Here is a 24942-nt window from a genome sequence, read left to right as displayed (position 1 = left end):
GCACCGCCAAGCTGGTGTTCATCGATCAAAACCCAGGAGAACGCCATGAAGGAACCGACCGATCACACCCGCCGCCACTCCGCCCCGGTGGTCGACGGCCCGGGCAAGGCCGCCAGCCGCGCGATGCTGCGCGCGGTAGGATTCAACGACGAGGATTTTAAGAAGCCCCAGGTGGGCGTGGCCTCGACCTGGAGCATGGTGACGCCCTGCAACAGCCATATCGGCGAGCTGGCCGAGCTTGCTCGCGAAGGAGCCGACGCCGCGGGTGGCAAGGGCGTGGTGTTCAACACGATCACCATTTCTGACGGCATCGCCAACGGCACCGAAGGCATGAAGTACTCGCTGGTCTCCCGCGAGGTGATTGCGGACTCTATAGAAACGGTTGCCGGCTGCGAAGGCTTCGACGGGCTAATCGCGATTGGCGGCTGCGACAAGAACATGCCCGGCTGCGTGATGGGGCTGGCGCGCCTCGACCGACCCAGCGTGTTCGTCTACGGCGGTACCATCATGCCGGGCAAGGGCCACACCGATATCGTTTCGGTGTTCGAAGCGATGGGCGCACATTCGCGCGGCGACATGGACCTGATCGAGCTCAAGCAGATCGAGGAGACCGCAATCCCCGGCCCCGGCTCCTGTGGCGGCATGTACACCGCCAACACCATGGCCTCGGCCATCGAAGCGCTCGGCATGAGCCTGCCGGGAAGTTCGGCGCAGAACGCGATCTCCCAGGAGAAGCGCGACGACTGCAAGGCCGCAGGCGAAGCGGTGCTCGAGCTCTTGAAAGCCGACATCAAACCCTCGGATATCATGACGCGCAAGGCCTTCGAGAACGCCATCACCATCGTGATCGCCCTTGGCGGTTCAACCAACGCGGTGCTGCACCTGATCGGCATGGCGCGCACCATTGGTGTTGAGCTTACGCTTTCGGATTTCACCGAAATCGGCAAGCGCGTGCCGGTGGTGGCGGACCTGCGCCCGAGCGGCCACTACATGATGAGCGAGCTGGTGGCGATCGGCGGAATCCAGCCCTTGATGAAGATCCTGCTCGATGCAGGCCTTCTACACGGCGAGTGTCTTACGGTGACCGGAAAGACTTTGGCCGAGAACCTGGCGGGGGTCGCACCCTACCCGATGGATCAGTCGATCATCGCGCCGCTCGATCAGCCAGTCAAAGCTGAAAGCCACCTGCGCATTCTCTACGGCAACCTGGCCCCTGAAGGGGCAGTGGCCAAGATCACAGGCAAGGAAGGCACGCGCTTTTCAGGCCCGGCGCGGGTGTTTGGCTCGGAAGAGGAGGCCCAGGCGCGCATCAACGACGGCACCGTGGTCGCGGGTGATGTAGTGGTGATTCGCTACGAAGGCCCGAAGGGCGGGCCGGGCATGCGCGAGATGCTCACCCCGACCTCCGCGATCATGGGGCGAGGCCTGGGCAGTGACGTAGCGCTGATCACCGACGGGCGTTTCTCCGGCGGCAGCCACGGCTTCGTGGTGGGCCACGTTTCCCCGGAAGCCTTCGAGGGCGGACCGCTCGGATTGGTGGAAAACGGCGATGTGATCACAATCGACGCCAATGCTGACACCATCGATATCGCCGTCAGTATTGAGGAGATGGCCCGGCGACAGAGCGAGTGGCAAAAGCCCGCGCCGCGCTACACTCGAGGAGTGCTCGCCAAGTACGCCCGCCAGGTGAGTTCCGCCAGCACCGGCGCCGTCACCGACTACGACGACTGACCCGGAAAACGCCCGGGCTCGATGGCCTGCCTGTCATCAGCGCGTCAACCCGGCGCGCTAGGCTGAGGGTTTTCTTTCGCAAGAGGCAGGGAACATGGCGGTCGAGACGCGTGGGCGGGCAGGCGAGGTCTTTCGGGTATTTCTGTGGCTGGGTTTGACCTCTTTCGGCGGGCCGGTCGCGCATCTGGGCTACTTTCGCCACGCGTTCGTCGTCCGACGGCAGTGGCTGAGCGAGTCCGCCTACGCGGAGCTGGTGGCGCTTTGCCAGTTTCTGCCGGGCCCGGCGAGCAGCCAGGTCGGGTTCGCGCTGGGGCTTCTGCGCGCAGGCCCCTTGGGGGCGGCGGCGGCGTGGTTCGCCTTCACGCTGCCCTCGGCCATCGTGCTCTTGCTGTTCGCCTTCGGCGCCGCCGTGCTGGAGGGACCGCTTGCCGAGCGGCTGATCGACAGCCTTAAGCTCGTCGCCGTGGCGATCGTGGCCCACGCGGTGTGGGGCATGGCGAAAAGCCTCTGCCCGGACCGCACTCGCGCGGGCATCGCCCTGGCGGCGGTGTTCGTCGCTGCGCTGATGAGCGGGCCATCGGGGCAAGTGGCCGCCATTGCCCTGGGCGGGGTAGTGGGACTCAGATGGTGCCGCGAAAGCGGCGCTTCTGCGCCGGGAGAGCATCTGGCCTTCGGGGTTTCTCGGCGAGCGGGTGGCCTGGCGCTCGTGAGCTTCGCCGCTTTGCTGGTGGCACTGCCGTTGCTGGCCTCCGAAGGCGCCGGGTTCACCCTGATTGACGCTTTCTATCGCGCTGGCGCCTTGGTATTCGGCGGTGGCCACGTGGTGCTACCGCTGTTAAGTGCCGAGACGGTGCAGGCGGGCGTGATCAATGACGACGCCTTCATGGCGGGCTACGGCGCCGCCCAGGCCGTCCCCGGGCCGCTGTTCACCTTTGCGGCTTACCTGGGCGCGCTGTGGCCTGGCCTTCACGCGGGTGTGGGCGCGGCGCTGGCGCTGGTGGCGCTCTTCGCGCCAGGGTTGTTGTTGCTGGTCGGCGTGCTGCCATTCTGGAGTCGCTTTCGGCGCTGGACGCATGCCCGGGCGTTTCTGCGTGGAGTCAATGCGGCGGTGGTGGGGATTCTGGCGCTGGCGCTGTTCGATCCGGTCTGGCAAAGCGCCGTGTTCACGCCGCTCGACTTTACGCTGGCGCTGGCGGGATTTTTGCTGCTGTATGTATGGCAGCTTCCGGCCTGGGCGGTAGTGATCCTGATAGTGCTGGGGAATCTCTTGCTGGGCGGTGCTTTCTGAATATAAGCGCCACGAAAAACGCCTCGCGATGGCGAGGCGTTGGTATCTGATGGCTATAGACGCTTTGACTATGGCGCCTCCAGCTCTAGTGTTCGGCGCAGGACGTTGAGCTCGTCCATGTCCAGATGCTCGAGCCTTCCGGCGAGCAGGTCGCTGATCTTCTGGACAGGAAGGCCAGCCCGGCGGGCGATTTCGCGGCTTCCCAGATCCGATACGGCGATCAACCGTGTGATGATGCGCATCAGGCGCGTACGTTTTTCAAGTTCCCTGACATCGAGGTCAGGGCTGCTTCGCGGAGGGTCCAGCGTTTCTGCGCGAGCAGTCGAGTATGCCGTACTCATGTGACTCCATGGGTCTGAAATGACAGCTACACAATGCCGCTAACGAGGGCGCTTTTCAATGCCTGGGCGAAGGAAAATTTCGTCCCGGCGAGCCGGCCCCTAACCGGGCGCGCTCTGGTAGACTATGCGCCTTCAAATTCAGCTAAGCCTTGCGGCTTTTTTCGTCAGGAAACGGTTTGAGGCCTCTGGCCGAGGAGCGAATAGATGTCCGGTAGCGCACCCAAGGTGGGCGTGATCATGGGGTCGAAATCCGATTGGCCCGTCATGGAACACGCCGTCAATATGCTCGAGCGATTAGGCGTCGCCTACGAAACCCGCGTGGTCTCCGCCCACCGCACACCGGATCTGCTGTTCGAGTACGCCAAGGGCGCGGCGGAGCGCGGGCTTCAGGTGATCGTGGCCGGCGCGGGCGGGGCAGCGCATCTGCCGGGTATGGTAGCGTCTCAGACGCCGCTTCCGGTGCTGGGCGTGCCGGTGGAGTCCAAGGCGCTCAAGGGGCTCGACTCGCTGCTGTCGATCGCCCAGATGCCCGGCGGCATCGCTGTGGGGACGCTGGCCATCGGCAAGGCCGGCGCCACCAACGCAGGCCTTCTGGCCGCTCAGATCGTCGGGCTTCAGGACAGCGCGGTGCGCGAGGCGGTCGAGGCGTTTCGCCTCGAGCAGACCCAACTGGTGCTGGACAACCCGGACCCGCGGCCTGACAGCGACAAGGCCTGAGGAGGCGACGATGAACATTGGCGTACTGGGGGCCGGCCAGCTCGGCCGGATGCTGGCCCTGGCGGGCTATCCGCTAGGCAATCGCTTCACCTTTCTGGATACCACGGGCAGCCCGAGCGTGGGGCTGGGCGAGGTCATCGTTGACCCGGACAACCAGCACCTGGCAGCGTTTCTCGACAAGGTCGATGTGGTCACCTACGAGTTCGAGCACCTGCCCGTCGCGCTGGTGGAGGAGATCGAGCGAGTGAAGCCGGTTTACCCTTCTAGCCGGGCGATCGCGGTGTGCCAGAACCGGGTGGAGGAAAAGGCGCTGTTCGATCGCCTCGGTATTCCCACCCCGGCCTACCGCGTTGTCGAAAGCGCCGAGGCGCTGGCCGATGCGGCCCGCGAGCTCGGCTGTCCGGTGGTCGCCAAGTCGGTCACCGAGGGGTACGACGGCAAGGGCCAGGTGGTGCTTTCCTCTCCGGAGCAGGCCTCTGAGGCCTGGGCGTCGATCGGCCATTCCCGCCTGATCGTCGAGGCCTTCGTCGACTTCGTGCGCGAGGTATCGATCATCGCGGTGCGCGGGCGCGATGGCGAGGTGGTGTTCTACCCGATGGCGGAGAACCAGCACGAGGGCGGCATCCTGCGCTACTCCGTGGCGCCGCTGCCGGACCTGGACGAGAGCGTCCAGCAAACAGCGGATGGCTACATTCGCGCGCTGCTCAACGAGCTCGACTACGTGGGCGTATTGGCGCTGGAGCTTTTCCAGACGCGCGACGGGGGGCTTCTGGCCAACGAGATGGCACCGCGGGTCCACAACTCCGGCCACTGGACGATGGACGGCGCCGTCACCAGCCAGTTCGAGAACCACCTGCGCGCGGTGCAGGGGCTGCCGCTCGGCGCCACCGATGCCATCGCGCCGACCTGCATGGTGAACGTGATCGGCCGCGAAGGCGACAGCGCGGCGCTGCTGTCGATTCCGCATACCCACTTGCACCGCTACGACAAGCAGGGGCGGGCCGGACGCAAGCTTGCCCACCTCAACGTGCTGGCCGACTCTCACGAAGAGCTTCTGGACAAGGTGCGCCGCTGCCAGGCTTTGCTTCCCGAGGCGCCGCCGGTCTCCTGGAGTTTTGTCTCGAGGCGTTAATTTCCCGCCCCATGACCGCCTGCTTGCAGGCGGTTTTTTTAGGCTAATGATAAATCGCTTTGTGTCGACAAATACTATAAAACTGATACATCGAAACGAGCCCTACCCAACTCGCACCTCGAACTTCACTCAATTGCATGTGTGTTCATAAAACCAACTCATAAACGCACAGGGGCAGACTATGCCTTGGAAGTGGAAACCTGAAGCCATTGCGGCCTATCACCTGGCGAGCGTATCCGGCAAAGCCTTGACGCTTGGCGATCTCGAAATGGCGAAGGTAGGCCTGCTTTACAACAAGCTCTGGATTCCGGTCGTCAGTGGCCTGGTGGTGGCGAGCTTGATGCTGGTGGCGATCTGGGAGGCCAATGATCCGGGACTGATGCTGAGGTGGCTGGCGATACTGGGCATCATTTCTCTGCTGCGGTTATGGCTGGCCTACCGATTCCATTACGCCAATCCCGCCCCTCGTCACAAAGCATGGCTCTACACCTTCGCCCTATGTGCCTTGGTGGCAGGCGCCGTCTGGGGCGCGGCGGGGGTGCTGTTCTTCACACCCAACCATCCGGAGCAACTCGCCGCCGTCGCGTTTGCCATGGCCGGGGTCACCGGGGGCGGTACCAGTACGCTATCCTCCAATCGCTGGATCGCCATGGGCTTCGTGATTCAGGCGCTTGTGCCGCTGTCCGTGCTTTTCTGGATCGAAGGCACTTTGGTCTCCCGAACCTTTGGCGCCATGGTGGTGATCTACCTGGGGCTGATGATGACCACCAGCGCCCAATTGAACCGTATCATTCACGACAACTTCACCTTGAGGATCGGTATCCTCACCCGAGAGGCGCAGCTTCTGGAAAGCGAACGCCGCTATCGCTCCATTTTCGATCACTCCCCGTTCGGGGTGCTTCATTTCGACAAGACCGGCACGATCACCGAGTGCAACGACGAGCTCGTGAAGATCCTGGGCATCGAGGCGGACCTGTTGATCGATTACCCCATGCTGGCGGCGTCAGCGGATCCACGGGTCGCCGAGGCGGTTCGCGATGCCCTGCGCGATGGCACAGGCTATTTCGAAGGCGTACTGGACCTCAAGGAGAACCTGCCGGGGACACCGCTTCGGGCGATCTTCAATAGCGTCAAGGACATCGATAACCAGGCGATCGGCGGCGTCGCTATCATCGAGGATTCCACCGAGCGCATGCGTCACGAGGCGATCATTCATCGCCAGGCGAACTACGACGCGCTGACGGATCTCCCCAATCGGCGCCTGTTCATGACGCGGTTGATGGCACTATGCGACGACGCCGCCAGCCACGAGCGCACCGGGGTACTGCTGTTTCTCGACATGGACCGATTCAAGCTGATCAACGATACCTTCGGCCACGCCGCCGGCGATGCCCTGCTGGTACAAGTGGCCGAGCGCCTGAGCAGTCATCTGAAGGATGACGACATGGCCGCTCGGCTCAGCGGAGACGAGTTCGTGATGCTGGTGTTGATCAACCAGCCCCTGACCGAGGCGGCCGAAGCGCGGGCCCACCAACGGATGACCGAGCTGAAGGCCGCGCTGACCGGGCAGTATTCCCTGAACGACCAATGGGTAGAGGTGACGCCGAGCATGGGGTATACCTGCTTCAACGCTGTCGAATGCGATCATGCCGAGGTGCTCAGGCAGGCGGACCTGGCGATGTACCAGGCCAAGGCAGCGGGCCGCGCCCGGCTTCGCCGCTATCAGTCAGAGATGGAGAGGGTGGCGGGAGAGGGTGGCCACCCGACTTCCTGACCTACATCGCCCACCGACCGCTGATCACGACCCAGAGCGCAATGACGGCGAAGTGCGCTGGGTACCAGGCAAGCCACATCTTGCGTGGCATGGCCTTGAATACCGGTGGAATCCTCTGAGAGGCGCCGGCTGCCAGAAGCAGTACCACCAGACAAGTGGCGACAGTAAAGGACTTGGCCATGTCCGAGGCGTTCATCTGACCCGCGATCCAAAGAAGCGGAAACGCGGCCAGGCCTGCCCAGAGCCTTGAGATCAGTGCGTCACGGGTTTCGCTGAGCGCGTGCATGGCAAACATGAACAGCGGAATCAATAACAGCCCATTATGGCCATACTCCACCCAGAACCCGAGCAGATACCAGACAGTCACCAGTCCTGCGGTGCCGAGCAGCAGCCAGCCAAAGTTCAGGGTCTGGCGCAGGTAGTGTTGCCAGCCCAGGCGTACCAGCGCTCCCAGGGCCAGGCCACTTGCCAGGGTAAAGCAGACATTGAGCACGAACGCATCGCTCGCCCGCGGCATCATCATGTAAGGCACCTGGGCGGCGATACCGATGACCATCACCCGACGGGCGTAGCGCAGGGGATTTCGCGTATTGAAGAGCCCGTGCCAGGCCACCATGGCGGCGAACAGGGGAAAGGCGATACGCCCGATCGAAGAGCCTGCCCAACTCAGGTCCCAGCCGTTTGGCAGCACGTAGCGCACCAGATGATCGATGGTCATCGTGACCAGTGCAAGCCACTGCCCCCAGGCGGTCCAGTGGGACGAGGGGCGCTCGTCGGTGCGCGGCGCCGATACCGGCGCGGCGGTCGATCGTGCGGGGGCGTCCGATGGATGCGTCATAAAACCTCCTTGTCTTTCATGACCTGAGCGTTGGATCAGACTGGCACCGGGCACGTGAGTTCATCCCGGCGCCCCCACTATACCGCAACCCAAACGAAAACCCCCGGCGAAGGCCGGGGGTTCGTGACATTGTTACTAAAAGCATTGTCGTTACTAAAAGCATTGTCGCTCGAGGCTTACTCGTCGCCGAAGTAGCGCGCATGGATCTCGTCGTAGGTACCGTTCTCCTTGAGCGTGGCCAGGGCCTCGTTGAAGCGCTCGGCGAGCGCCTCGTCACGCTGGCGGAAGGCGATGCCGAAACCGTCGCCGAAGTACTCCTTGGGCTCACTGATCCGCTCGCCCACTTCCTTGTACTCGCCATCGTTGTCTTCGATCAGCGTGTAGTGGCCGATCGGGAAGTCGAGGAAGACGATGTCCAGGCGCTGGGCGTCCATGTCGAGCACCATGTCGTCGGCGGTGGCGTAGCGGCTGATGTCGGCGACGCTGCCGAAGTTGTCGGTCACGTAGTTGTCCTGTAGCGTGCCGCGCTGGACACCGATGGTCATGCCGTCGAGGGTCTCTTCGTTGGCTTCGTCGATATCAAGGCTTTGCGGCGCGAACCAGGCCGACGGCATGGTGATGTAGGGCTCGGAGAACAGTACCTGGCGGCGACGCTCATCGTTGATGGTCATCGAGGACATGATGGCGTCGTAGTTGCGCGACATCAGCCCCGGGATGATGCCGTCCCACTCCTGCTCGACCCACTCGCAGCTCACGCCGATCTCCTCGCACAGCGCATTGCCCAGGTCGATGTCGAAACCAGTCAGCTCGCCGTCGGCGGTGCGGTACTCCATGGGTTCATAAGGAACGTCCACACCAATGCGAACGTTGTCGTAGTCCCGCGCCTGAGCGGAGGTGGCGGCGGCCACGGCCAGGCCCAGAACGGAAAGCGTCAGAATTCTTTTCATTGGAAGTTCTCCTTGAGTATGCGGGGACACGTACGTGATCCTCTTTAAACTAACCTACCCAAGCGTTGACGAAAAGAGCAGGGCGCGTCAAAACCAACGTTCGTTTGATCGCCCTGCTGCTTGTTCCTGTCTAGGCTAGTGGGAAAGCGGCTTCAAGTGCGCCAGCAAGCGCTTTTCGAGCTGGCGGAACACGAACAGGATGGCAAAGGTAAGGCAAAGGTAGATCGCCGCCACGAACAGGAACGCATCGAACGGGGCGTAGAAGCGCGCATAGACGAAGCGCGCGGCACCGGTCAGGTCGGTGAGCGTCACGACACTCGCGATGGCGCTGGCATGCAGCATGAAGATCACCTCGTTGCCGTAGGAGGGCAGCGCGCGGCGAAAGGCACTGGGCAGGATGATGCGACGCATCATCAAGGAGGACGACATGCCGTAGGCCTTGGCCGCCTCGATCTCGCCTTGCGACGTTGCCTTGATCGCCCCCCGGAAGATCTCCGTGGTATAGGCGGCGGTGTTGAGAGTGAAGGCGATCAGCGCAGGATAGAATGCCTCGCGCAGGATCGGCCACAGAAACGTCTCCTGAATACCATCAAAGAACACCACGCCGTAGTAGATGATGTAGAGCTGGATCAGAAGCGGCGTGCCGCGAAACACGTAGGTGTAGACGTAGACCGGCAGGCTGATCCACTTATGGCGAGAGCTTCGTAGAATGGCCAGCGGCACTGCCAGCAAGAGCCCCGCCAGCAGGGATAGAAACACCAGCTGCGTGGTGGTGACGAACCCGTCCCAGTAGTAGCCGAGCGTATTGGGCGTGAAGATGGCATTGCCTTCGAGCCACTCGAACATCCAGGTGGTGATATCCATGGTCACTGTCCCCCGAAGCCGACGTTATAGCGTTTTTGCAGCTGCGCGAAGATCCACTCCGAGACGCTCGCGATCAACAGGTACACCGCCGCTACCGGCAGCAGGAAAACGAAGGGTTCGTGGGTGGCGCGCGACGCCTCGGCGGCCACGCGTACCATGTCGGTCAGCCCGATCACCGAGACCAGCGCCGTGGTCTTCAAGAGCACCATCCAATTGTTGGAGAGCCCGGGCAGGGCGTGGCGCATCATCTGCGGAAAGCGTACGCGGCGAAACAGCAGGGCGTTGCCCATGCCGTAGGCCTTGCCCGCCTCGATCTGGCCTTCGTCGACGGCCATGAAGGCGCCGCGAAAGGTCTCGCCCATGTAGGCCCCGAAGATGAATCCGATGGTCAACACCCCGGCGGCGAAGGCGTTGAAGTTGATGTAGAGGTCGATGTCGAAGTGGTCGTAGAGCATGTCACTGATCATATTGACGCCGATCTGGCCGCCGAAGAACAGCAGCATCATCAGCACCAGATCCGGCACGCCGCGAATGACCGTGGTATAGAGCGTGGCGACTTTATGAAGAAGCCAGCTACGCGACATCTTGGCGGTGGCGGTGAGCAAGCCCAGCACTATCGCCAGCAGCAGCGACAGAATCGCCAGCTGCACCGTGACGCCGGCGCCCTCGATCAGCCGTGGGCCGTAGCCCTGCAAATCCAGCATGGTGTGCCTCGTGAAATCAGTATTTGGGAGCCAGGAACTGCTTGAGCCGGGGCGAGGTGGGGTTTCTCAGCACCTCGTCGGGCGTGCCGGACTCCTCGATCAGGCCCTGGTGCAGGTAGATCACCTTGCTCGATACGTCCCGCGCAAAGCCCATCTCGTGGGTCACCACCACCATGGTGCGTCCTTCATTGGCGAGATCGCGCATCACCTTGAGCACATCGCCGACCAGCTCCGGGTCGAGCGCCGAGGTAGGCTCGTCGAACAGCATCACCTCCGGGTCCATGGCCAAGGCGCGCGCGATGGCGCCGCGCTGCTGCTGTCCGCCGGACATCTGCGCCGGATAGGCGTTGGCCCGGGCGGTCAGACCCACCCGCTCGAGCAGCGCGTAGGCGTGCTCGGTGGCCTCCTTCTTCGACTGACCCAGCACGTGCACCGGCGCTTCGATGATATTCTCCAGAAGCGTCATGTGAGCCCACAGGTTGAAGCCCTGGAACACCATCGAGAGCTTGGCGCGCATCTTGACCACCTGGCGACGGTCCGCCGGCTCGCGGCCGTGGCGGGTCACCTTGAAGCGCACCGGCTCGCCGTGGACGATCAGGTCACCGTCGTCGGGCTGCTCGAGCAGGTTCATGCAGCGCAGGAAGGTACTCTTGCCCGAGCCGGACGCACCGATCAGGGTAATCACGTCCCCCTTGTGCGCTTTTAGTGAAAGACCCTTGAGAACTTCTGTATCCCCGAAGCGCTTTTTGATGTTGCGCACTTCAAGAGGCGTAGGCGTTGCGGCCATAACTAGGCTCCAGAGCGAGGTTGCCGCACTGGCAACCGATGAAAACACGGACGTCACAGGCGGCTGGCGCGAAAAAAAGGGGCGATTCTATCAGGCCTTATGCCCGACGTGCTCGTTCTTATGCAAATGCGCTGGCTTATCGACGCTCAAACCGATACGCCATGCGCTGCCCCTAGCTTGTTTTTGTTGGTGAAACGCCATTGTAGACCGCTCGACGCTCATTTCTCTACCGGGCTCACCAGCAGCGCGGCCCGTGCGCCTATTTCCACCCGCGCGTTGGGAAATACCACGCGCAGCGGCGTCTCGCCCACCACGAAGTCGCCCGCTTGGGCGTCTCTGGCAAGCCGAGTGCCTGGCGCGAAGGGGGTGAAGTTCGCCACGTCCTCGGCAAAGCACAGCGTGAAATCCTCGCAGGAGCGCAAGAGCTCGTGCTCGACGCGAAAGAAGGCAAGGGGGGCCGTCGAGCTCGACGCGGGAAGCTCCCCGGCACCGAGGGTCGTGATCAGCGAAAGCATGGGTGCCAGCGCGGCCAGATCGTTGTGACCGAAGGGGGCGACGCGCCCCAGCTCGAAGGTGAAGGCCTGGGCGCCATGGTAGTGGCGGCTGTAGTGAGAGAAGGTATGGCTGTGCTGATGCTGGTGCAGCACCGCCTGCATGTCGGCACCGGCCAGCCACGCCCACTGGCGCGCCTCGGTGGGCGTATCGCTGAAGGGCTCCACCACGAAACGCGGGTAGAGGCTTTGGCGAATCGCCGTGTGCAAGTCGTAGTGCAGTCGTGGGAGCGGTGCATGGCGCTCGAAGAAAGCGTCCACCTCGGCCATCAGCGCGCGTGCCCGGTCCGGCTCGTCGCCGGCACGGTCCAGCTCACGAAAAAACAACCGGTTGAGGTTGGTCGTGACGAAACGGGTCTGCGCCTTCAAGGCGGGGATATTGCCCAGAATCACCAGTACCGGCGCACCCAGGCGCTGTGTGCCCGCTTCCAGCGCACACAGCCACTGCCCGAGAAGTTCCACCGGCGCGGTTTCGTTGCCGTGAAGGGCGGCGGAAAAGATGCAAGCGTGGGCATTTTCACCGATCTGGTCGGGAACGAGCTCCAGCACGCCCGGCGCCCGCAGGTGATAGCGCCCACCCTCGAGGCGGCCTTCGCGCAGGCTGGGCGTTTGATCGTCGAGGGTCCAGTCGAGCCACTGACCGAGCATGAAAAAAGTCCCTGTTGTCGTTAATTTTTGGATCATACAGGTGTATCACGCGGCTCGATTTAGCTCAAAAGCGGCGTCGTCTGGCTATAAATAAAACGGGCGGCGGTATAAATGCACACATGAAAACGCCCCTTCCCGAAGAAAGAGGCGTCATCACGAGACTCGAGAGCATCATTCGCCGCGCTGGCGCTGCATCTCGTCCTGGTACTCGTGGGCCAGCGACTGCTTCTGTTTCTCGGCTAGGCCTCGGCCGGCGAGCTGGAAGACTTCCTGCTCTTCCTCGTCGAGATGGTGGGTCACCAGGTGTTGAAGCTTCTTGGCATGTACCAGCCAGTTGCTGGCGCTGTAGTCGGTGTCGTCGAGAAGCTCGATGAGCTCGTCGATCTCGTGGTGCTCGGCCACGCTGTGGCGCGCCTTCTCCTGCGTCAGGTCGATGTCCATCATCGGAATATACAGCGCGCGCTCTTCGGCGTTGGCGTGATACTTGAGCTCCGCGCGCACCTGCTGATAGAGCGCATCGCGCTCGCTGCTGTCGCCGTGGGTCTCCAGCAGCCTGGCGAGAAGATCCCGCTGAATGTCATGGTCCTTGCGCAGCGCTTCGAAAATCGTCATTACCCGCTCCTTGGTTATATGCACGATCGGTCGTCTAGAAAATTAGTGCGCAACACGGGAAAGTGCAAGGCGCCGCATCGCGCATCGCGTTAAACGAAAACGGTGCCAACGCGCGTCGATAGGCTAGGCTGGGAATGTACCTGTTTTTAACTCAGATCAACCGAGGAGAGAGCAATGACGAAGGTACTGGTGCTGTACTACTCCATGTACGGTCACGTGGATACGCTGGCCGCCGCCGTGGCGGAAGGGGTCGGTGAGGTCGAGGGCGTTGAGGTGAGCGTCAAGCGTGTGCCGGAAACCATGCCGGAAGACGCCTACAAGAACGCCGGCGGCAAGCAGGACTTCACGACCCCGGAAGCGAGTCCCGGGGAGCTTGCCGATTTCGATGCCATCATCGTCGGCACGCCCACCCGCTTTGGCAACATGGCAGGCCAAATGCGTACCTTCTTCGACCAGACCGGCGGGCTGTGGGCGAAAGGCGCGCTGCGCGGCAAGGTGGCCAGCGTGTTCACCTCCACCGGTACCGGCGGCGGCGAGGAGATGACGATCACCTCCACTTGGACGACGCTTGCCCACCACGGCATGGTCATCGTGCCCGTCGGCTATGGCATCGAAGAGCAGTTCGACATTTCCGAGGTGAGCGGCGGCAACCCCTACGGCGCCGCGACCATCGCCGGTGGCGACGGCTCCCGCCAGCCAAGCGAGCGCGAGCTTAAGCTGGCGCGCTTCCAGGGCAAGCTGGTGGCACAGACCACGGTGAAACTGAAAAGTTGATGCTGTCGAATATTCTGTGAGTGCTTCAAGGAGCGCCCATCGTGGCGCTCTTTTAGCGCCGATTAAAACGCGCCAAACTGAGGTAGCGCTCCTTCGAGGGCTGCAGGTGCTGCCGGCAAAGAGTACAAAGCTGCTCTCGGTTTTGTTTTTGCAAGGCATCGATCATCGCGAAATGCTCGTCGCAGGCGCGCTGAAGGCTGGCCGGGTCGGACATGGCAACGAAACGAATCGAATGCGCCTTCTGAGCGAACTCGTTGATGCACTCGGAGAGATAGTTGTTACCAGTAGCGGAAAAGAGCGTGCGATGAAAAGCGATATTCATCAGAAATACGCGATGCAGGTCTTGTTGTTCAACTGCCTTGGCATACTGCTCTTGAATCTCAATGAGGTCCTGCAGAATCGTTTCCTGGAGCGGTAGCGCAATCGACTGCGCGCCGGCGGTTTCGAGTAACTCGCGCATGGCGTAGAGCTGCTCTACCTCCTCGGGAGTGTAGGTCTTGACGAACGCACCACGATTTTTAATGCGCTCCACCAAACCAATGGTTTCCAAGTGAAACAGAGCCTGGCGGACGATATGGCGCTTACAGTTGAAGCGTTCGATAAGGTCTTCCTCGACCAAACGCTCTTTAGGGCTCAATCTACCCAGCACGATGTCCTCTTCGATAGCTTCGACAATATGGTCGGTACCTACCGTTATAGACGGTGCAGTGGCGTTTTTGTCTTTCATAGATAGTCGTTTATATCCCTGCCATGAAATCTTGGTCGGTATGGTCGATACCTTCCATAAAGAAAGTATCGACCATGGTAGCAAGAACTCTTGAGCAGGCGTAGTTACTGACCGCGAGGGACGCTGGCCGTGGTCTCGGGGCGACAGAATGCGAAATCGCAGCCCTGTTCGGCTTGAAGTATCTGCTCGAGAAACAGACGCCGATAACCCCGCTCTTTACTCGGTTCGATTCCTGGGGTAAGCGCTTCGCGCCGAGTCGCGAGTTCTTTCTCGTCGACTTGCAGGTTCAAGCGGCGCTCGGTCACGTTCAGTTCTATGAGATCTCCATCTCTTATCAGGGCCAAGGGACCCATTTCGGCGGCTTCGGGTGAGATATGCAGCACAATGGTGCCAGCGGCGGTTCCGCTCATGCGCCCATCGGAAATACGCACCATATCTTTCACTCCTTGGGCAGCCAACTTTTTTGGGATGGGAATATATCCGGCTTCCGGCATACCTGGTGCGCCCTTGGGACCGATGTTCTGCAGTACCAGCACATCGTCTGCATTGACGTCCAGGTCCGGATCGTCGATGCGTTTGGCCAGGTCTTCCAACCCTGTAAAGACGACCGCGCGCCCGGTGTGAGTCATCAACTCGGATGAGGCGGCCGATTGCTTGATAATCGCGCCGTTTGGCGCGAGGTTGCCCTTTACAACGGCCATTCCTCCCTGAGCGTAAATGGGATTCTCGGCGCTACGAACTACCTGTTGATTGAGAATATGGGGGCTCGTCTCGAGATTCTCACCTAGCGTCTTGCCATTGATCGTCATCGCATCGAGGTGAAGTAGCGACTTGATCTCTCGAAGCAGTGCAGCCAGCCCGCCGGCTTGGTGCAAGTGCTCCATATAATGTTCCCCCGAGGGCTTGAGGTTCACTAGCACGGGCGTTTCTCGGCTCATGCGATCAAACTCATCCAGGTTGACGTCCAGTCCCAAGCGCCCGGCGATGGCCGTCAGATGAATGAGCCCATTGGTCGAGCCGCCCAATGCCAGTAGAACGCGCAGCGCATTTTCAAAGGAGGCCTCGGTCATGATGCTTTGTGGAGTGATCTGCTCGATAGCCAGTCGCACGGCCTCGGTGCCGGTTTGTTCTGCAATGCGATGGCGATCAGCGAATACCGCCGGTGCGGTCGCGCTTCCCGGCAACATCATGCCCATGGCTTCGGCCACACAGGCCATGGTGCTCGCCGTCCCCATCACTGAACAGGTGCCCACGGTAGGTACCAGCTTGTCATTGACCTCACTGATCTCCTGCTCGTCGATTTCCTGGCCCCGATAAGCAGCCCAATAGCGGCGACAGTCCGTACAGGCGCCGACGCGCGTTCCTCGATGTGAACCGCTGAGCATGGGGCCTGTTACCAATTGAATGGCCGGTACGTTGGCACTAGCGGCGGCCATTATCTGCGCAGGTACGGTCTTGTCGCAGCCACCAATCAGCACGACCGCATCCATTGGCTGGGCGCGGATCATCTCTTCGGTGTCCAGCGCCATCAGATTACGTAAGTACATACTGGTGGGGTGGGAAAACGATTCATGCAAGGAGATGGTCGGAAAATCCACTGGCAGTCCACCAGCCAGCATGACACCGCGCTTGACGCTGTCGACCAGGCCCTCGACGTTGCCGTGACAGGCATTGTAACCGCTGTAAGTATTGGCGATTCCAATGACCGGGCGGGAGAGGGCATCGTCGGTATATCCCATCCCTTTGATAAACGCCTTACGCAAGAATAGCGAAAAACCTTCATCGCCGTAATTCGTCAATCCCTTGCGCATTCCCTGGGAGTTGTCGTGGTTATTTTTGGTCATGGCAAAACCCTCTTCATGCCGTATTAGTCAATGAATGGTTATTTAATTAATAATATTATTGACAATATTGTCAATGAAGAACTAGATTTTTCTAGGCATGCCAAGCAGAACGTACAACGCATACCGCATGAGCGACCTCACAAATACGACAAACAAGGTGGTTACCATGAAGTACAAACTACTCCCCGCATCCCTGCTTGCCGCAGTGACGGTTATCCCATTAAGTGCCAACGCTGAGTATTCGGTGTCTGATGAAATTCGAGTGTTACAGGGCTTTCAGGCGGGCGGCGGGAGCGACGCACTGGCACAGCTGGTGCACCCCCATCTCAGAGAGAGTCTCGGGGTCAATTTCATCAACGAATATATCCCTGGTGCGACCGGCGCTATTGCATGGACTCGCCTAACGCATCAGTCACCCAAGGATGGCACCGTCGTAAGTATCACCAATACGCCAATGTTGATGACCAACTACATCATCAACGATGCGATCTCCTACAGCATTGAAGAGCTTACGCCCATCGCCAACGTCGTGACCGACCCGGGGATCATCGTGGTTCACCCGGACAGCCCTTATGAAACCGTGGAAGATCTATTCGCCGCGGCAGAGGAGAACCCGGGACGCATCACTATCGGTAACTCTGGAGTCGGCGGCGACGACTACTTTTCTACCATCATGGTGGAGCGAGCTACGGGTCTTGATTTCGAACTCGTCCCTTTTGCCGGTGACGGTCCTTCAGCCACCGCAGCCATGGGCGGTCAGATCGATGCGTCCTTTAATAATGTCGGCATCGTATATGGTCACCTACAAGCCAATAGCTTGCGTCCTCTCGCGGTATTTACCGAAGAGCGCCTGCCGATGCTGCCGGATGTTCCCACATTGAAAGAGGTCGGCTACGACGTAATCAACGGCTCATCACGCGGTTATAGCGCGCCAGCAGGCATCCCTGATGAAGCACGCGACCAGCTCATTGCTGCTTTCGAGGAGTTGGCCAACAACGAGCAGTTTCTACAGCAGGCCGAAGATCGAGCGTTCTACATCGATATCGTGACCGGTGACGACTACATGGAAATGATGCAGAACATGGAAAGAACCTTCGGTGATATTTGGGCCGAGGTCGAAGACGACGTTTGATCCGTACGGACACCATGACAACAACAGGAGTGTTGAAATGAACTGGAGTCGTCTGTCGCTGGGCGTGTTCGGTGTGGGGCTTGCGCTGTTCTTTTTTATCAACAACCTGGCGTACCCTGCGCGGGCGGCTCAGATGCCGCTGATCTTCTCGACGGCGGTAGGCCTATTGGCGGTCGCCTTGATCGTTCAAGAAATATGGGTCGCTCGAAAAAGAGCTCAATTGGTCAATGCAAAAGGTAGAGGCGTCGACTCAGGTACTTTTACTCCAGCGCAGGGCTACATGAAGGCGTTCGGTATCTTTCTTCTGGCACTGGTATACGCCTACAGCATCGGCATCGTGGGTTATTTCATTGCATCAGTCGCGTTCATGGCAGCCGCGCTAATGGTCGTGCGGGAAGTCAGCATCAAGTACGCCTTGATAGGTACGCTAACGCTGCTGGGAACGATCGGCGCGGTATTTTTTTATTTTCTTGGCCTGAACATGCCTGCGCTTCCCTCCTTTTTATAACAACCGTTCTATAACAACGTTGAAACCACGGGGTGAGTCATGGACCCAAGTTTGCTGTTAGTCGGCATCACGAACGTTCTATCCTGGTCGAATCTGCTTTTGATCCTGGGTGGTACGCTCATGGGAATGTTCGTGGGTGCCATGCCGGGGCTGTCCGCCACCATGGCGCTGGCGCTGCTATTGCCCATCACGTTTAGCCTCGACCCCGCTTCGGGATTGAGCATGTTGGCATCCCTCTACGTAGGCGCCTCTTATGGGGGCTCCATCGCGGCTATCTTACTTAATACACCAGGCACGCCCTCGGCGGCGGCCACCGTGCTGGACGGGTATCCTCTTTCGCAGCAGGGAAAAGCGGGCAAGGCGTTAGGCATATCGCTTTTTTCATCTTTCTGTGGCGGCTTGATGAGCGGGATCGCTCTGCTGGTGGCGGCACCGTTACTTGGCATCATTGTGCTCAAGTTCGGACCGGTGGAGCTTTTTGCGATCGCCGTGCTGGGTATCACGATCATCGGCTCGCTTTCCCAAGGTTCCGTCATATCCGGGCTTTTATCAGGAGGGCTGGGGCTTCTGGTGAGTACGGTGGGTATGGATTTGATCACCGGCACCCCCAGGATGACGTTTGGTGAGATCAATCTGTTTTCTGGCATCAGCTTTACGGTAGCCCTGATCGGACTTTTCTCGATTCCTCAGGCGCTGCTGCTTATCGAGAAAGCCGGGTTGGGTGAGAAAAAAGTCGCCAGTAAGGTGACCGATCGCATCATACCGCATTGGGTGGATATTAAAGCCTTGATGCCCAATATCGGCCGTTCCGGCGCCATCGGGATTCTCACCGGCCTCATTCCCGGTACCGGAGGCGATACCGCCAGCTGGTTTGCCTACAACGAAGCCAAGCGCTTTGCCAAGGATAAAAGTCGCTTCGGTAAAGGGGATCTCGCGGGATTGTCGGCACCGGAAACGGCCAATAATGCCGTTGTCGGTGGGGCCTTGATACCCACCATTGCCTTGGGGATTCCAGGGAGTTCATCTACCGCGATTCTGCTCGGGGCGCTCATGGTTCACGGAATCCTGCCCGGACCGAACCTTCTTACCGAACACGGTGATGTGACCTACACGCTGATCTGGGCGGTGATTCTGGCGAACTTTGCGCTGCTGGCCGTAGGGCTTCTGTTTACCCGCATGTGTGTCGGGGTGACCAAGGTACCTGATGGCTTCGTCGCCACGGCCATCATCATTTTATGCGTGGTGGGCTCGTTTGCCATCAACAACAGTTTTTTCGATGTGGCACTGATGTTCGGCTTTGGTCTTTTTGGTTACTGGATGATCAAGGCTGGCATGGCCCCTGCACCCATGGTGGTCGGACTTATCCTGGGCCCGGTCATGGAAACCAGTTATCAGCAATCCATGCTGATCGGTGGCAATAATCCCATGGTGTTCGTCAATAGTCCCATTGCTCTTACGTTGTTGTTGTTAGCGCTGTTCTCGGTACTTCAAGCCACGCCCTTGTTCGGCACGTTGCGCAAGCGCCTCAAAAAACAATCCCATCAGCAGGCACGATAATGCTGCAAAAGACCGCGAAAATCGGTCGTCACTCTTCGGTTAATAACAAGAGAGGACTCAATGAGTATCATTAAAGACATAAAGGCCATTACCGTTAGTGTACCGCTGGACAATCCAACGAGTTTCTCCAGTCGTCAGGTGTTAAAACGCGAGTACGCTCTGGTGGAAATCACCTCGGACTCTGGCCATAAAGGCATCGGGTTTTGCTATGGTGGCAGCAATGCTGGTGCTCTTGTCACCCAGGCGGTGCGAGAGCTTCTGCGTCCAGTACTGCTGGGCGAGGATACTTATCGGGTAGAAGGCTTGTGGCAGGCGATGTATCAGGAAGCATTGTTGCACGGCCGTACTGGCTCAGTGATGCGCGCGATCAGCATCATCGATACGGCACTTTGGGACCATAACGCTCGCGCCGTGAATCTGCCGCTTTACAAGCTCCTGGGCGCGCATGAAACCGAAAGTGTTCCCGCTTATGCCAGCGGCGGTTATTACCTGGAGGGCAAGACGCCAAAGGACCTGGGCAACGAAATGCGCTCTCACGTCGACAATGGTTTCAGAGCAGTCAAGCTCAAGGTGGGCCGAGAGTCCTTGGCCAAGGAAGAGGCACGTTTGGCTGCGGTGCGCGAGGCGGTAGGTCCCGATGTGCGGGTGATGATGGATGCCAACAATGCTTGGCGAGACTTGCCGTCTGCCTGCGAATTCATGCGCATGGCAGAATCTTACGACCCTTACTGGATCGAAGAGCCTTTCAGTCCGGACGATATCGACAATCACCAGCGACTGGCTGAGCGCACCTTCGTACCCGTTGCCACCGGCGAAATAGAAGCAGGGCGTTGGCGCTTTAAGGAGCTTCTCGACAAGCAGGCAGCGATGATTTTGCAAACCGACGCCGCAGTGTGCGGGGGGGTTACGGAATTTCGCCGTATCACCGCTACGGCAGCGAGCTATGGTGTTGATGTATGCCCGCACTGGTTCCACGACCTGCACGTTCATCTGGTGGCCTCCTCGCCCAATGCCCCCTACGTCGAGCACTTCGGGGATGATCAGGTACTCAACTTTCGCCGCTTGATCGACACGCAGCTCAAGACTGAAAACGGCCGGCTACTGCTGCCCAAGACGCCAGGGCTAGGGTTCGATTTCGATGCAAAGAACATCGCGAACTATGCCGTTGACGAGTGGCACTGATAATAAGGAGGCATTATGGATGCTGGTACACGAACCGGCCAAGTCTGGTCACCGGTGATCACACCTTTCAACGAGCGCCTCGAACCGGATGCTCGGCGCTTCGCCGCCCACTGCCAGTGGTTGATCGATCAGGATGTTGGGCTTGCGATATTCGGTACGAACTCCGAGGCAAACTCTCTGACGGTGCAGGAGAAGTGTCGGCTGTTGGACGCACTGGTCGAGAAGGGCGTGAGTGGCGAACGCCTTATGCCCGGCGTGGGAAGTTGCAGTATCGGCGATACGGTTGCACTGACCCAGCACGTTGTGAAAAGCGGGGGAACGAACGTGTTGATGCTTCCGCCTTTCTACTATAAAGGAGTTTCCGAAGAGGGGCTCTTTCGCTACTTCAGCGAAGTGATAGAGCGTGCGGGGGCTTCTAACCTACGTGTATACCTCTACCACATTCCGCCGGTCTCTCAAGTACCCATCACGTTGGCGCTGGTCGAGCGGCTGAAAAAGCGCTATTCGACTACGATTGCCGGTCTCAAGGATAGCTCTGGAGAGTGGGAAAACACCGCCTCGCTGATTGATGCGTTCGGCGATGATATGGACATCTACGCGGGTAGCGAGAACTTTCTTCTCCAAACCCTGCGCGCCGGTGGGGCCGGCTGCATCAGCGCCACGGCGAACGTCAATCCAGCGCCGATCGCGGCACTCGCCCGACACTTCCAGAAGGAAGATGCCGGCTCGCGCCAGCAGGTACTTTCGCAAGTGCGACGCGTATTCGAAGGCTTTCCCATGATCCCGGCCTTGAAGGCTGCGACGGCTCACTATGGTAGTGACGACACCTGGAGTCGCCTGCGCCCACCGTTGGTGGAGCTTTCCGAGCAGCAACGTAACGAGCTTTATCAGGCATTGGACGAGCTGAACTTCTCAATGCCCGACTACGCTACCTCAGTCTAGGTGACTGGCCCGACAAGCCCCGCTTGTTGGGCCAGTGCTTTGGAGAGTAACGATGAAAAAGCGTGTCGTGGCGGTTCGCCGTCTACATGCCGAGCAGTTGGCTCGATTGGAGCGAGAGCATCATGTTGACTACTTCGGCGAGCTCGATCAGCACACCATGCCGGCGTTTCTGGAAAAGATGCAAAAGGCTCATGCCTTGATCGGGGGTAAGCTTGACGTCGATGAGGAACTGCTTGCCAGGGCCGAGTATTTGGAGATGATCGCGACTATCTCGGTCGGGTACGACAACTTCCCGGTCGAGGCGCTAACACGCCGGGGAATCGCGATGTGCAATACGCCGGATGTGCTCACCGAAACTACTGCAGATACGGGATTCGCGCTGATCATGACGGCTTGTCGACGAATGGCCGAATTGGACCGATGGGTACGTGAGGGAAAGTGGCAAAGCCACGTAGTAGAGGCGCAATTTGGCTTCGATGTACATGGCAAGACCTTGGGGATTATCGGCTTGGGGCGTATCGGGGCGGCCGTGGCGCGGCGAGGAGCACTGGGTTTTAATATGCCGGTGCTTTACAGCGGTTCATCACCCAAACCGCATGTGGAGGAAGAACTCGGAGCCACGCACTGCTCGCTCGAAGCGTTGTTGACCCAGTCGGATATCGTTTGTGTGACGGTGCCGTTATCGTCAGAGACCCACCATCTACTCGGTGCTCAGGCTTTCAAGATGATGAAGTCTTCAGCCGTCTTCATCAACATTTCCCGGGGCGCGGTGGTGGACGAGCCTGCGCTGATTCACGCCCTCGAAACCGGTGAGATTCGGTCGGCGGGGCTCGACGTTTTCGAACAAGAGCCCTTGTCTTTGGACTCGCCCTTGCTGAACATGCCTCAGATAGTGCTGGCGCCGCATATCGGCTCGGCCACTCATGAAACGCGAAGATCGATGGTAAATTTGGCGATCGATAACCTGCTGGCAGGGCTCGCTGGACAACGTCCCCCCAATATCGTGAACCCATCCGCATGGGCGTCTACACAATAGGAAGTGGTGTGAATCAACTGGCAAAAATACACAACTTGCAGGACTTCGAGCACGCAGCAAGAAAGCATCTCCCTCGCCCCCTGTTTGGCTACATCGTCAACAGCGCGGAAGAAGGTCACACTCATGCCGCCAACCGTAGCGCCTTCGACGCCTACGGGCTGATGCCCCGGGCGATGGTGGACGTGTCCAGTATTGCGCTCGAGACCGAACTTCTGGGCACGCACTACCAGGCGCCGTTCGGCATCGCGCCGATGGGCATCAGTGCGCTGTCCGCGTACCGGGGCGATATCGTTCAGGCGCGGGCGGCGGCGGCGGAAGGGCTTCCCATGATCCTGAGCGGAAGCTCGCTGATATCGCTCGAGGAAGTGCACCGGGTGGGGGAGACCGACTGGTTTCAGGCGTATCTGCCGGGCACGCTCGAGGAGATCGAGGCGCTGCTGGCGCGGGTCGAGAAGGCCGGTTATCGCCATCTCGTCATTACCGTGGACTACGCGGTGCCGCCCAACAGCGACAACAACCGCAAGAGCGGCTTCTCCTCGCCGCTGCGCCCGAGTCTGCGTCTGGCCTTTGATGGCATCATGCGCCCGCGCTGGCTGTTTGGCACCTTCCTGCGCACGCTATATCGCCACGGCATGCCGCACTTCGAGAACAACTACGCCACCCGCGGCATCGCCGTACTGTCGAAGAACGTCTCACGCGATTTTTCCGGGCGGCGCCACCTGCAGTGGGAGTATCTGGAGCGGGTGCGCGCGCTGTGGCCGGGCAAGCTGATCGTCAAGGGGATTCTTAACCCGGCGGATGCGAAGCGGGTCGAGGCGCTCGGCGGTGACGCGGTGATCGTCTCCAACCATGGCGGGCGCCAGCTCGACTACAGCCCGGCTGCGCTTGAAGCGCTGCCGGCGGTAGTCGAGGCGGTCGAACACATTCCGGTGATGATCGATAGTGGTTTTCGCCGCGGTACCGACGTGATCAAGGCGCTCGCCCTGGGAGCCCGCTTCGTGTTCATCGGGCGGCCCATGAACTACGCCGCCGCCGTCGCCGGTGAGGCGGGGGTACGCCACGCGCTGAGATTGTTGCGCGAAGAGGTCGAGCGCGATATGGCGCTGCTCGGCGTGACCGACATTCATCACCTGGGGCGCGAGCACTTGATCGAGCGTCGCGCCCCGGCGCCGCGCTAGCTTTTGATCTTCGCGGCGATCGCCCGGCCCAGGCTTTCGGTCGTGCCCTGGCCGCCGACGTCGCGGGTCAGCACTTTCATGTCGCCTTCGGCCAGTACCGCCTCGATGGCGTCGACGATCGCCTGAGCGGCGTCAGCGTGACCCAAGTGTTCGAGCATCATCGCACCGGACCAGATCTGGCCGATCGGGTTGGCGATACCTTTACCCGCGATGTCCGGGGCGCTGCCGTGAACCGGCTCGAACAGGCTCGGGAAGTTGCCTTCCGGGTTGATGTTGGCCGAAGGCGCCACGCCGATGGTGCCGGTACACGCCGGGCCCAGATCCGAGAGGATGTCGCCGAACAGGTTGCTGCCTACCACCACGTCGAACCAGTCCGGGTGGAGCACGAAGTTGGCGGTCAGGATATCAATGTGGAACTTGTCCACCGCGACGTCCGGGTAGGCCTTGGCCATTTCCGCCACGCGTTCGTCCCAGTAGGGCATGGTGATCGAGATGCCGTTGGACTTGGTGGCCGAGGTGAGCTTCTGGCGCGGGCGGCTCTGGGCCAGATCGAAGGCGTACTTGAGCACCCGGTCGACGCCGGTGCGGCTCATCACCGTCTCCTGGATCACCACCTCGCGCTCGGTGCCTTCGAACATCTTGCCACCGATACTCGAGTACTCGCCCTCGGTGTTCTCGCGGACCACGTAGAAGTCGATGTCGCCGGGCTTGCGGCCGGCCAGCGGGCTCTCGATGCCGGGCATCAGCTTGCAGGGTCGCAGGTTCACGTACTGATCGAAGCGGCGGCGAAACTGGATCAGCGAGCCCCATAGCGAAATGTGGTCCGGCACCTTTTCCGGCCAGCCCACGGCGCCGTAGAAGAGCGCGTCGAAATCCTTCAACTGCTCGAACCAGTCGTCCGGCATCATCTGGCCGTGCTCAAGGTAGTAGTCGCAGCTGCCGAATTCGAAGATGGTGAACTCCAGATCGAGCGCGAAGCGCTTGGCGGCGGCTTCAAGGGCGCGGATGCCTTCCGGCATGACTTCGGTGCCGATGCCGTCGCCGGCAATCACTGCAATGGTATGGGCCATGTAAGGCTCCTGAGTGGCGGGATTGATGGATCGAGTGTAGCGCCTTTGGTGAAGGAAA

24 protein-coding genes are annotated in these 24942 nt (G+C 60.2%); 13 read left to right on the top strand and 11 right to left on the bottom strand.

The window, feature by feature from the left end; all coding sequences use genetic code 11:
- The first annotated feature begins 45 nt into the window (after positions 1-45).
- Both ilvD and chrA read left to right on the top strand, forming a co-directional pair.
- A complete protein-coding gene (ilvD, locus tag GEV37_RS00435) occupies positions 46-1731 on the top strand; it encodes a dihydroxy-acid dehydratase (protein ID WP_227388200.1) in 1686 nt (561 codons plus the stop codon).
- A 94-nt stretch (positions 1732-1825) separates the two neighbouring features.
- Positions 1826-3019 carry a chromate efflux transporter gene (gene chrA / locus GEV37_RS00430; protein ID WP_227388199.1) on the top strand — a complete coding sequence of 398 codons (1194 nt, stop codon included), beginning with the start codon at positions 1826-1828 and terminating at the stop codon, positions 3017-3019.
- Between the two features lie 68 nt (positions 3020-3087).
- On the opposite strand, the gene GEV37_RS00425 is transcribed toward chrA, so the two are convergent.
- Positions 3088-3360, bottom strand: a complete 273-nt coding sequence (locus GEV37_RS00425) for an XRE family transcriptional regulator (RefSeq protein WP_227388198.1) — start codon at positions 3358-3360, stop codon at positions 3088-3090.
- Between the two features lie 204 nt (positions 3361-3564).
- Here GEV37_RS00425 and purE point away from each other — a divergent pair, with 204 nt between their 5' ends.
- The 3 genes from purE (at position 3565) to GEV37_RS16985 (ending at position 6983) form a co-directional block, all read left to right on the top strand.
- Positions 3565-4077, top strand: coding sequence for a 5-(carboxyamino)imidazole ribonucleotide mutase (gene purE / locus GEV37_RS00420; RefSeq protein ID WP_227388197.1), 513 nt, complete (start codon positions 3565-3567; stop codon positions 4075-4077).
- A gap of 10 nt (positions 4078-4087) precedes the next feature.
- Complete coding sequence (locus tag GEV37_RS00415; protein ID WP_227388196.1) at positions 4088-5209, top strand: 5-(carboxyamino)imidazole ribonucleotide synthase; 1122 nt, start codon at positions 4088-4090, stop codon at positions 5207-5209.
- A 181-nt stretch (positions 5210-5390) separates the two neighbouring features.
- Complete coding sequence (locus GEV37_RS16985; protein WP_275951391.1) at positions 5391-6983, top strand: sensor domain-containing diguanylate cyclase; 1593 nt, start codon at positions 5391-5393, stop codon at positions 6981-6983.
- A gap of 1 nt (position 6984) precedes the next feature.
- Here GEV37_RS16985 and GEV37_RS00405 read toward each other — a convergent pair whose 3' ends face one another.
- The 7 genes from GEV37_RS00405 to GEV37_RS00375 all read right to left on the bottom strand — a co-directional run bounded on the left by GEV37_RS00405 (position 6985) and on the right by GEV37_RS00375 (position 12934).
- A complete protein-coding gene (locus tag GEV37_RS00405; RefSeq protein ID WP_227388195.1) occupies positions 6985-7821 on the bottom strand; it encodes a TraX family protein in 837 nt (278 codons plus the stop codon).
- A gap of 176 nt (positions 7822-7997) precedes the next feature.
- A complete protein-coding gene (locus GEV37_RS00400; protein ID WP_227388194.1) occupies positions 7998-8768 on the bottom strand; it encodes a transporter substrate-binding domain-containing protein in 771 nt (256 codons plus the stop codon).
- A gap of 135 nt (positions 8769-8903) precedes the next feature.
- A complete protein-coding gene (locus tag GEV37_RS00395; protein WP_227388193.1) occupies positions 8904-9632 on the bottom strand; it encodes an ABC transporter permease in 729 nt (242 codons plus the stop codon).
- A gap of 2 nt (positions 9633-9634) precedes the next feature.
- Positions 9635-10336, bottom strand: a complete 702-nt coding sequence (locus GEV37_RS00390) for an ABC transporter permease (RefSeq protein ID WP_227388192.1) — start codon at positions 10334-10336, stop codon at positions 9635-9637.
- Positions 10337-10352: 16 nt separating this feature from the next.
- The gene (locus GEV37_RS00385) at positions 10353-11123 is read right to left on the bottom strand and encodes an ABC transporter ATP-binding protein (RefSeq protein ID WP_227388191.1); all 771 of its coding nucleotides are present in this window, start codon (positions 11121-11123) and stop codon (positions 10353-10355) included.
- A gap of 218 nt (positions 11124-11341) precedes the next feature.
- Positions 11342-12322 (bottom strand): succinylglutamate desuccinylase, encoded by a 981-nt coding sequence (locus tag GEV37_RS00380; protein ID WP_227388190.1) that lies wholly within the window; start codon positions 12320-12322, stop codon positions 11342-11344.
- Between the two features lie 171 nt (positions 12323-12493).
- Complete coding sequence (locus tag GEV37_RS00375) at positions 12494-12934, bottom strand: hemerythrin domain-containing protein (RefSeq protein WP_227388189.1); 441 nt, start codon at positions 12932-12934, stop codon at positions 12494-12496.
- 174 nt (positions 12935-13108) lie between these two features.
- On the opposite strand from GEV37_RS00375, the gene wrbA reads away from it, so the two are divergent.
- On the top strand, positions 13109-13708 hold the full coding sequence (gene wrbA, locus GEV37_RS00370) for an NAD(P)H:quinone oxidoreductase (protein WP_227388188.1): 600 nt from the start codon (positions 13109-13111) through the stop codon (positions 13706-13708).
- A 52-nt stretch (positions 13709-13760) separates the two neighbouring features.
- On the opposite strand, the gene GEV37_RS00365 is transcribed toward wrbA, so the two are convergent.
- A complete protein-coding gene (locus GEV37_RS00365) occupies positions 13761-14435 on the bottom strand; it encodes a GntR family transcriptional regulator (RefSeq protein ID WP_227388187.1) in 675 nt (224 codons plus the stop codon).
- 104 nt (positions 14436-14539) lie between these two features.
- A complete protein-coding gene (locus GEV37_RS00360) occupies positions 14540-16279 on the bottom strand; it encodes an IlvD/Edd family dehydratase (RefSeq protein WP_227388186.1) in 1740 nt (579 codons plus the stop codon).
- A 166-nt stretch (positions 16280-16445) separates the two neighbouring features.
- Here GEV37_RS00360 and GEV37_RS00355 point away from each other — a divergent pair, with 166 nt between their 5' ends.
- The 7 genes from GEV37_RS00355 to GEV37_RS00325 are packed head-to-tail and all read left to right on the top strand — an operon-like array spanning position 16446 to position 23814.
- Positions 16446-17411, top strand: a complete 966-nt coding sequence (locus tag GEV37_RS00355) for a tripartite tricarboxylate transporter substrate binding protein (protein WP_227388185.1) — start codon at positions 16446-16448, stop codon at positions 17409-17411.
- Between the two features lie 37 nt (positions 17412-17448).
- Positions 17449-17919: a tripartite tricarboxylate transporter TctB family protein gene (locus GEV37_RS00350; RefSeq protein ID WP_227388184.1), complete on the top strand. Its 471-nt coding sequence runs from the start codon at positions 17449-17451 to the stop codon at positions 17917-17919.
- A 39-nt stretch (positions 17920-17958) separates the two neighbouring features.
- On the top strand, positions 17959-19476 hold the full coding sequence (locus GEV37_RS00345; RefSeq protein ID WP_227388183.1) for a tripartite tricarboxylate transporter permease: 1518 nt from the start codon (positions 17959-17961) through the stop codon (positions 19474-19476).
- A gap of 60 nt (positions 19477-19536) precedes the next feature.
- Positions 19537-20658, top strand: a complete 1122-nt coding sequence (locus GEV37_RS00340; protein WP_227388182.1) for a mandelate racemase/muconate lactonizing enzyme family protein — start codon at positions 19537-19539, stop codon at positions 20656-20658.
- A 15-nt stretch (positions 20659-20673) separates the two neighbouring features.
- Positions 20674-21600, top strand: a complete 927-nt coding sequence (locus GEV37_RS00335) for a dihydrodipicolinate synthase family protein (protein WP_227388181.1) — start codon at positions 20674-20676, stop codon at positions 21598-21600.
- A 52-nt stretch (positions 21601-21652) separates the two neighbouring features.
- Positions 21653-22636 (top strand): 2-hydroxyacid dehydrogenase, encoded by a 984-nt coding sequence (locus tag GEV37_RS00330; RefSeq protein ID WP_227388180.1) that lies wholly within the window; start codon positions 21653-21655, stop codon positions 22634-22636.
- Between the two features lie 8 nt (positions 22637-22644).
- Complete coding sequence (locus tag GEV37_RS00325; protein ID WP_227388179.1) at positions 22645-23814, top strand: alpha-hydroxy acid oxidase; 1170 nt, start codon at positions 22645-22647, stop codon at positions 23812-23814.
- Here GEV37_RS00325 and GEV37_RS00320 read toward each other — a convergent pair.
- A complete protein-coding gene (locus tag GEV37_RS00320) occupies positions 23811-24884 on the bottom strand; it encodes a tartrate dehydrogenase (RefSeq protein WP_227388178.1) in 1074 nt (357 codons plus the stop codon). The genes GEV37_RS00325 and GEV37_RS00320 overlap by 4 nt on opposite strands.
- Positions 24885-24942: the final 58 nt, after the last annotated feature.

Origin of the sequence: Vreelandella malpeensis (genome assembly GCF_020622355.1) — a bacterium.
In the GTDB taxonomy this organism is placed as follows: domain Bacteria; phylum Pseudomonadota; class Gammaproteobacteria; order Pseudomonadales; family Halomonadaceae; genus Vreelandella; species Vreelandella malpeensis.
This window is presented reverse-complemented; position numbering and strand designations above follow the sequence as displayed.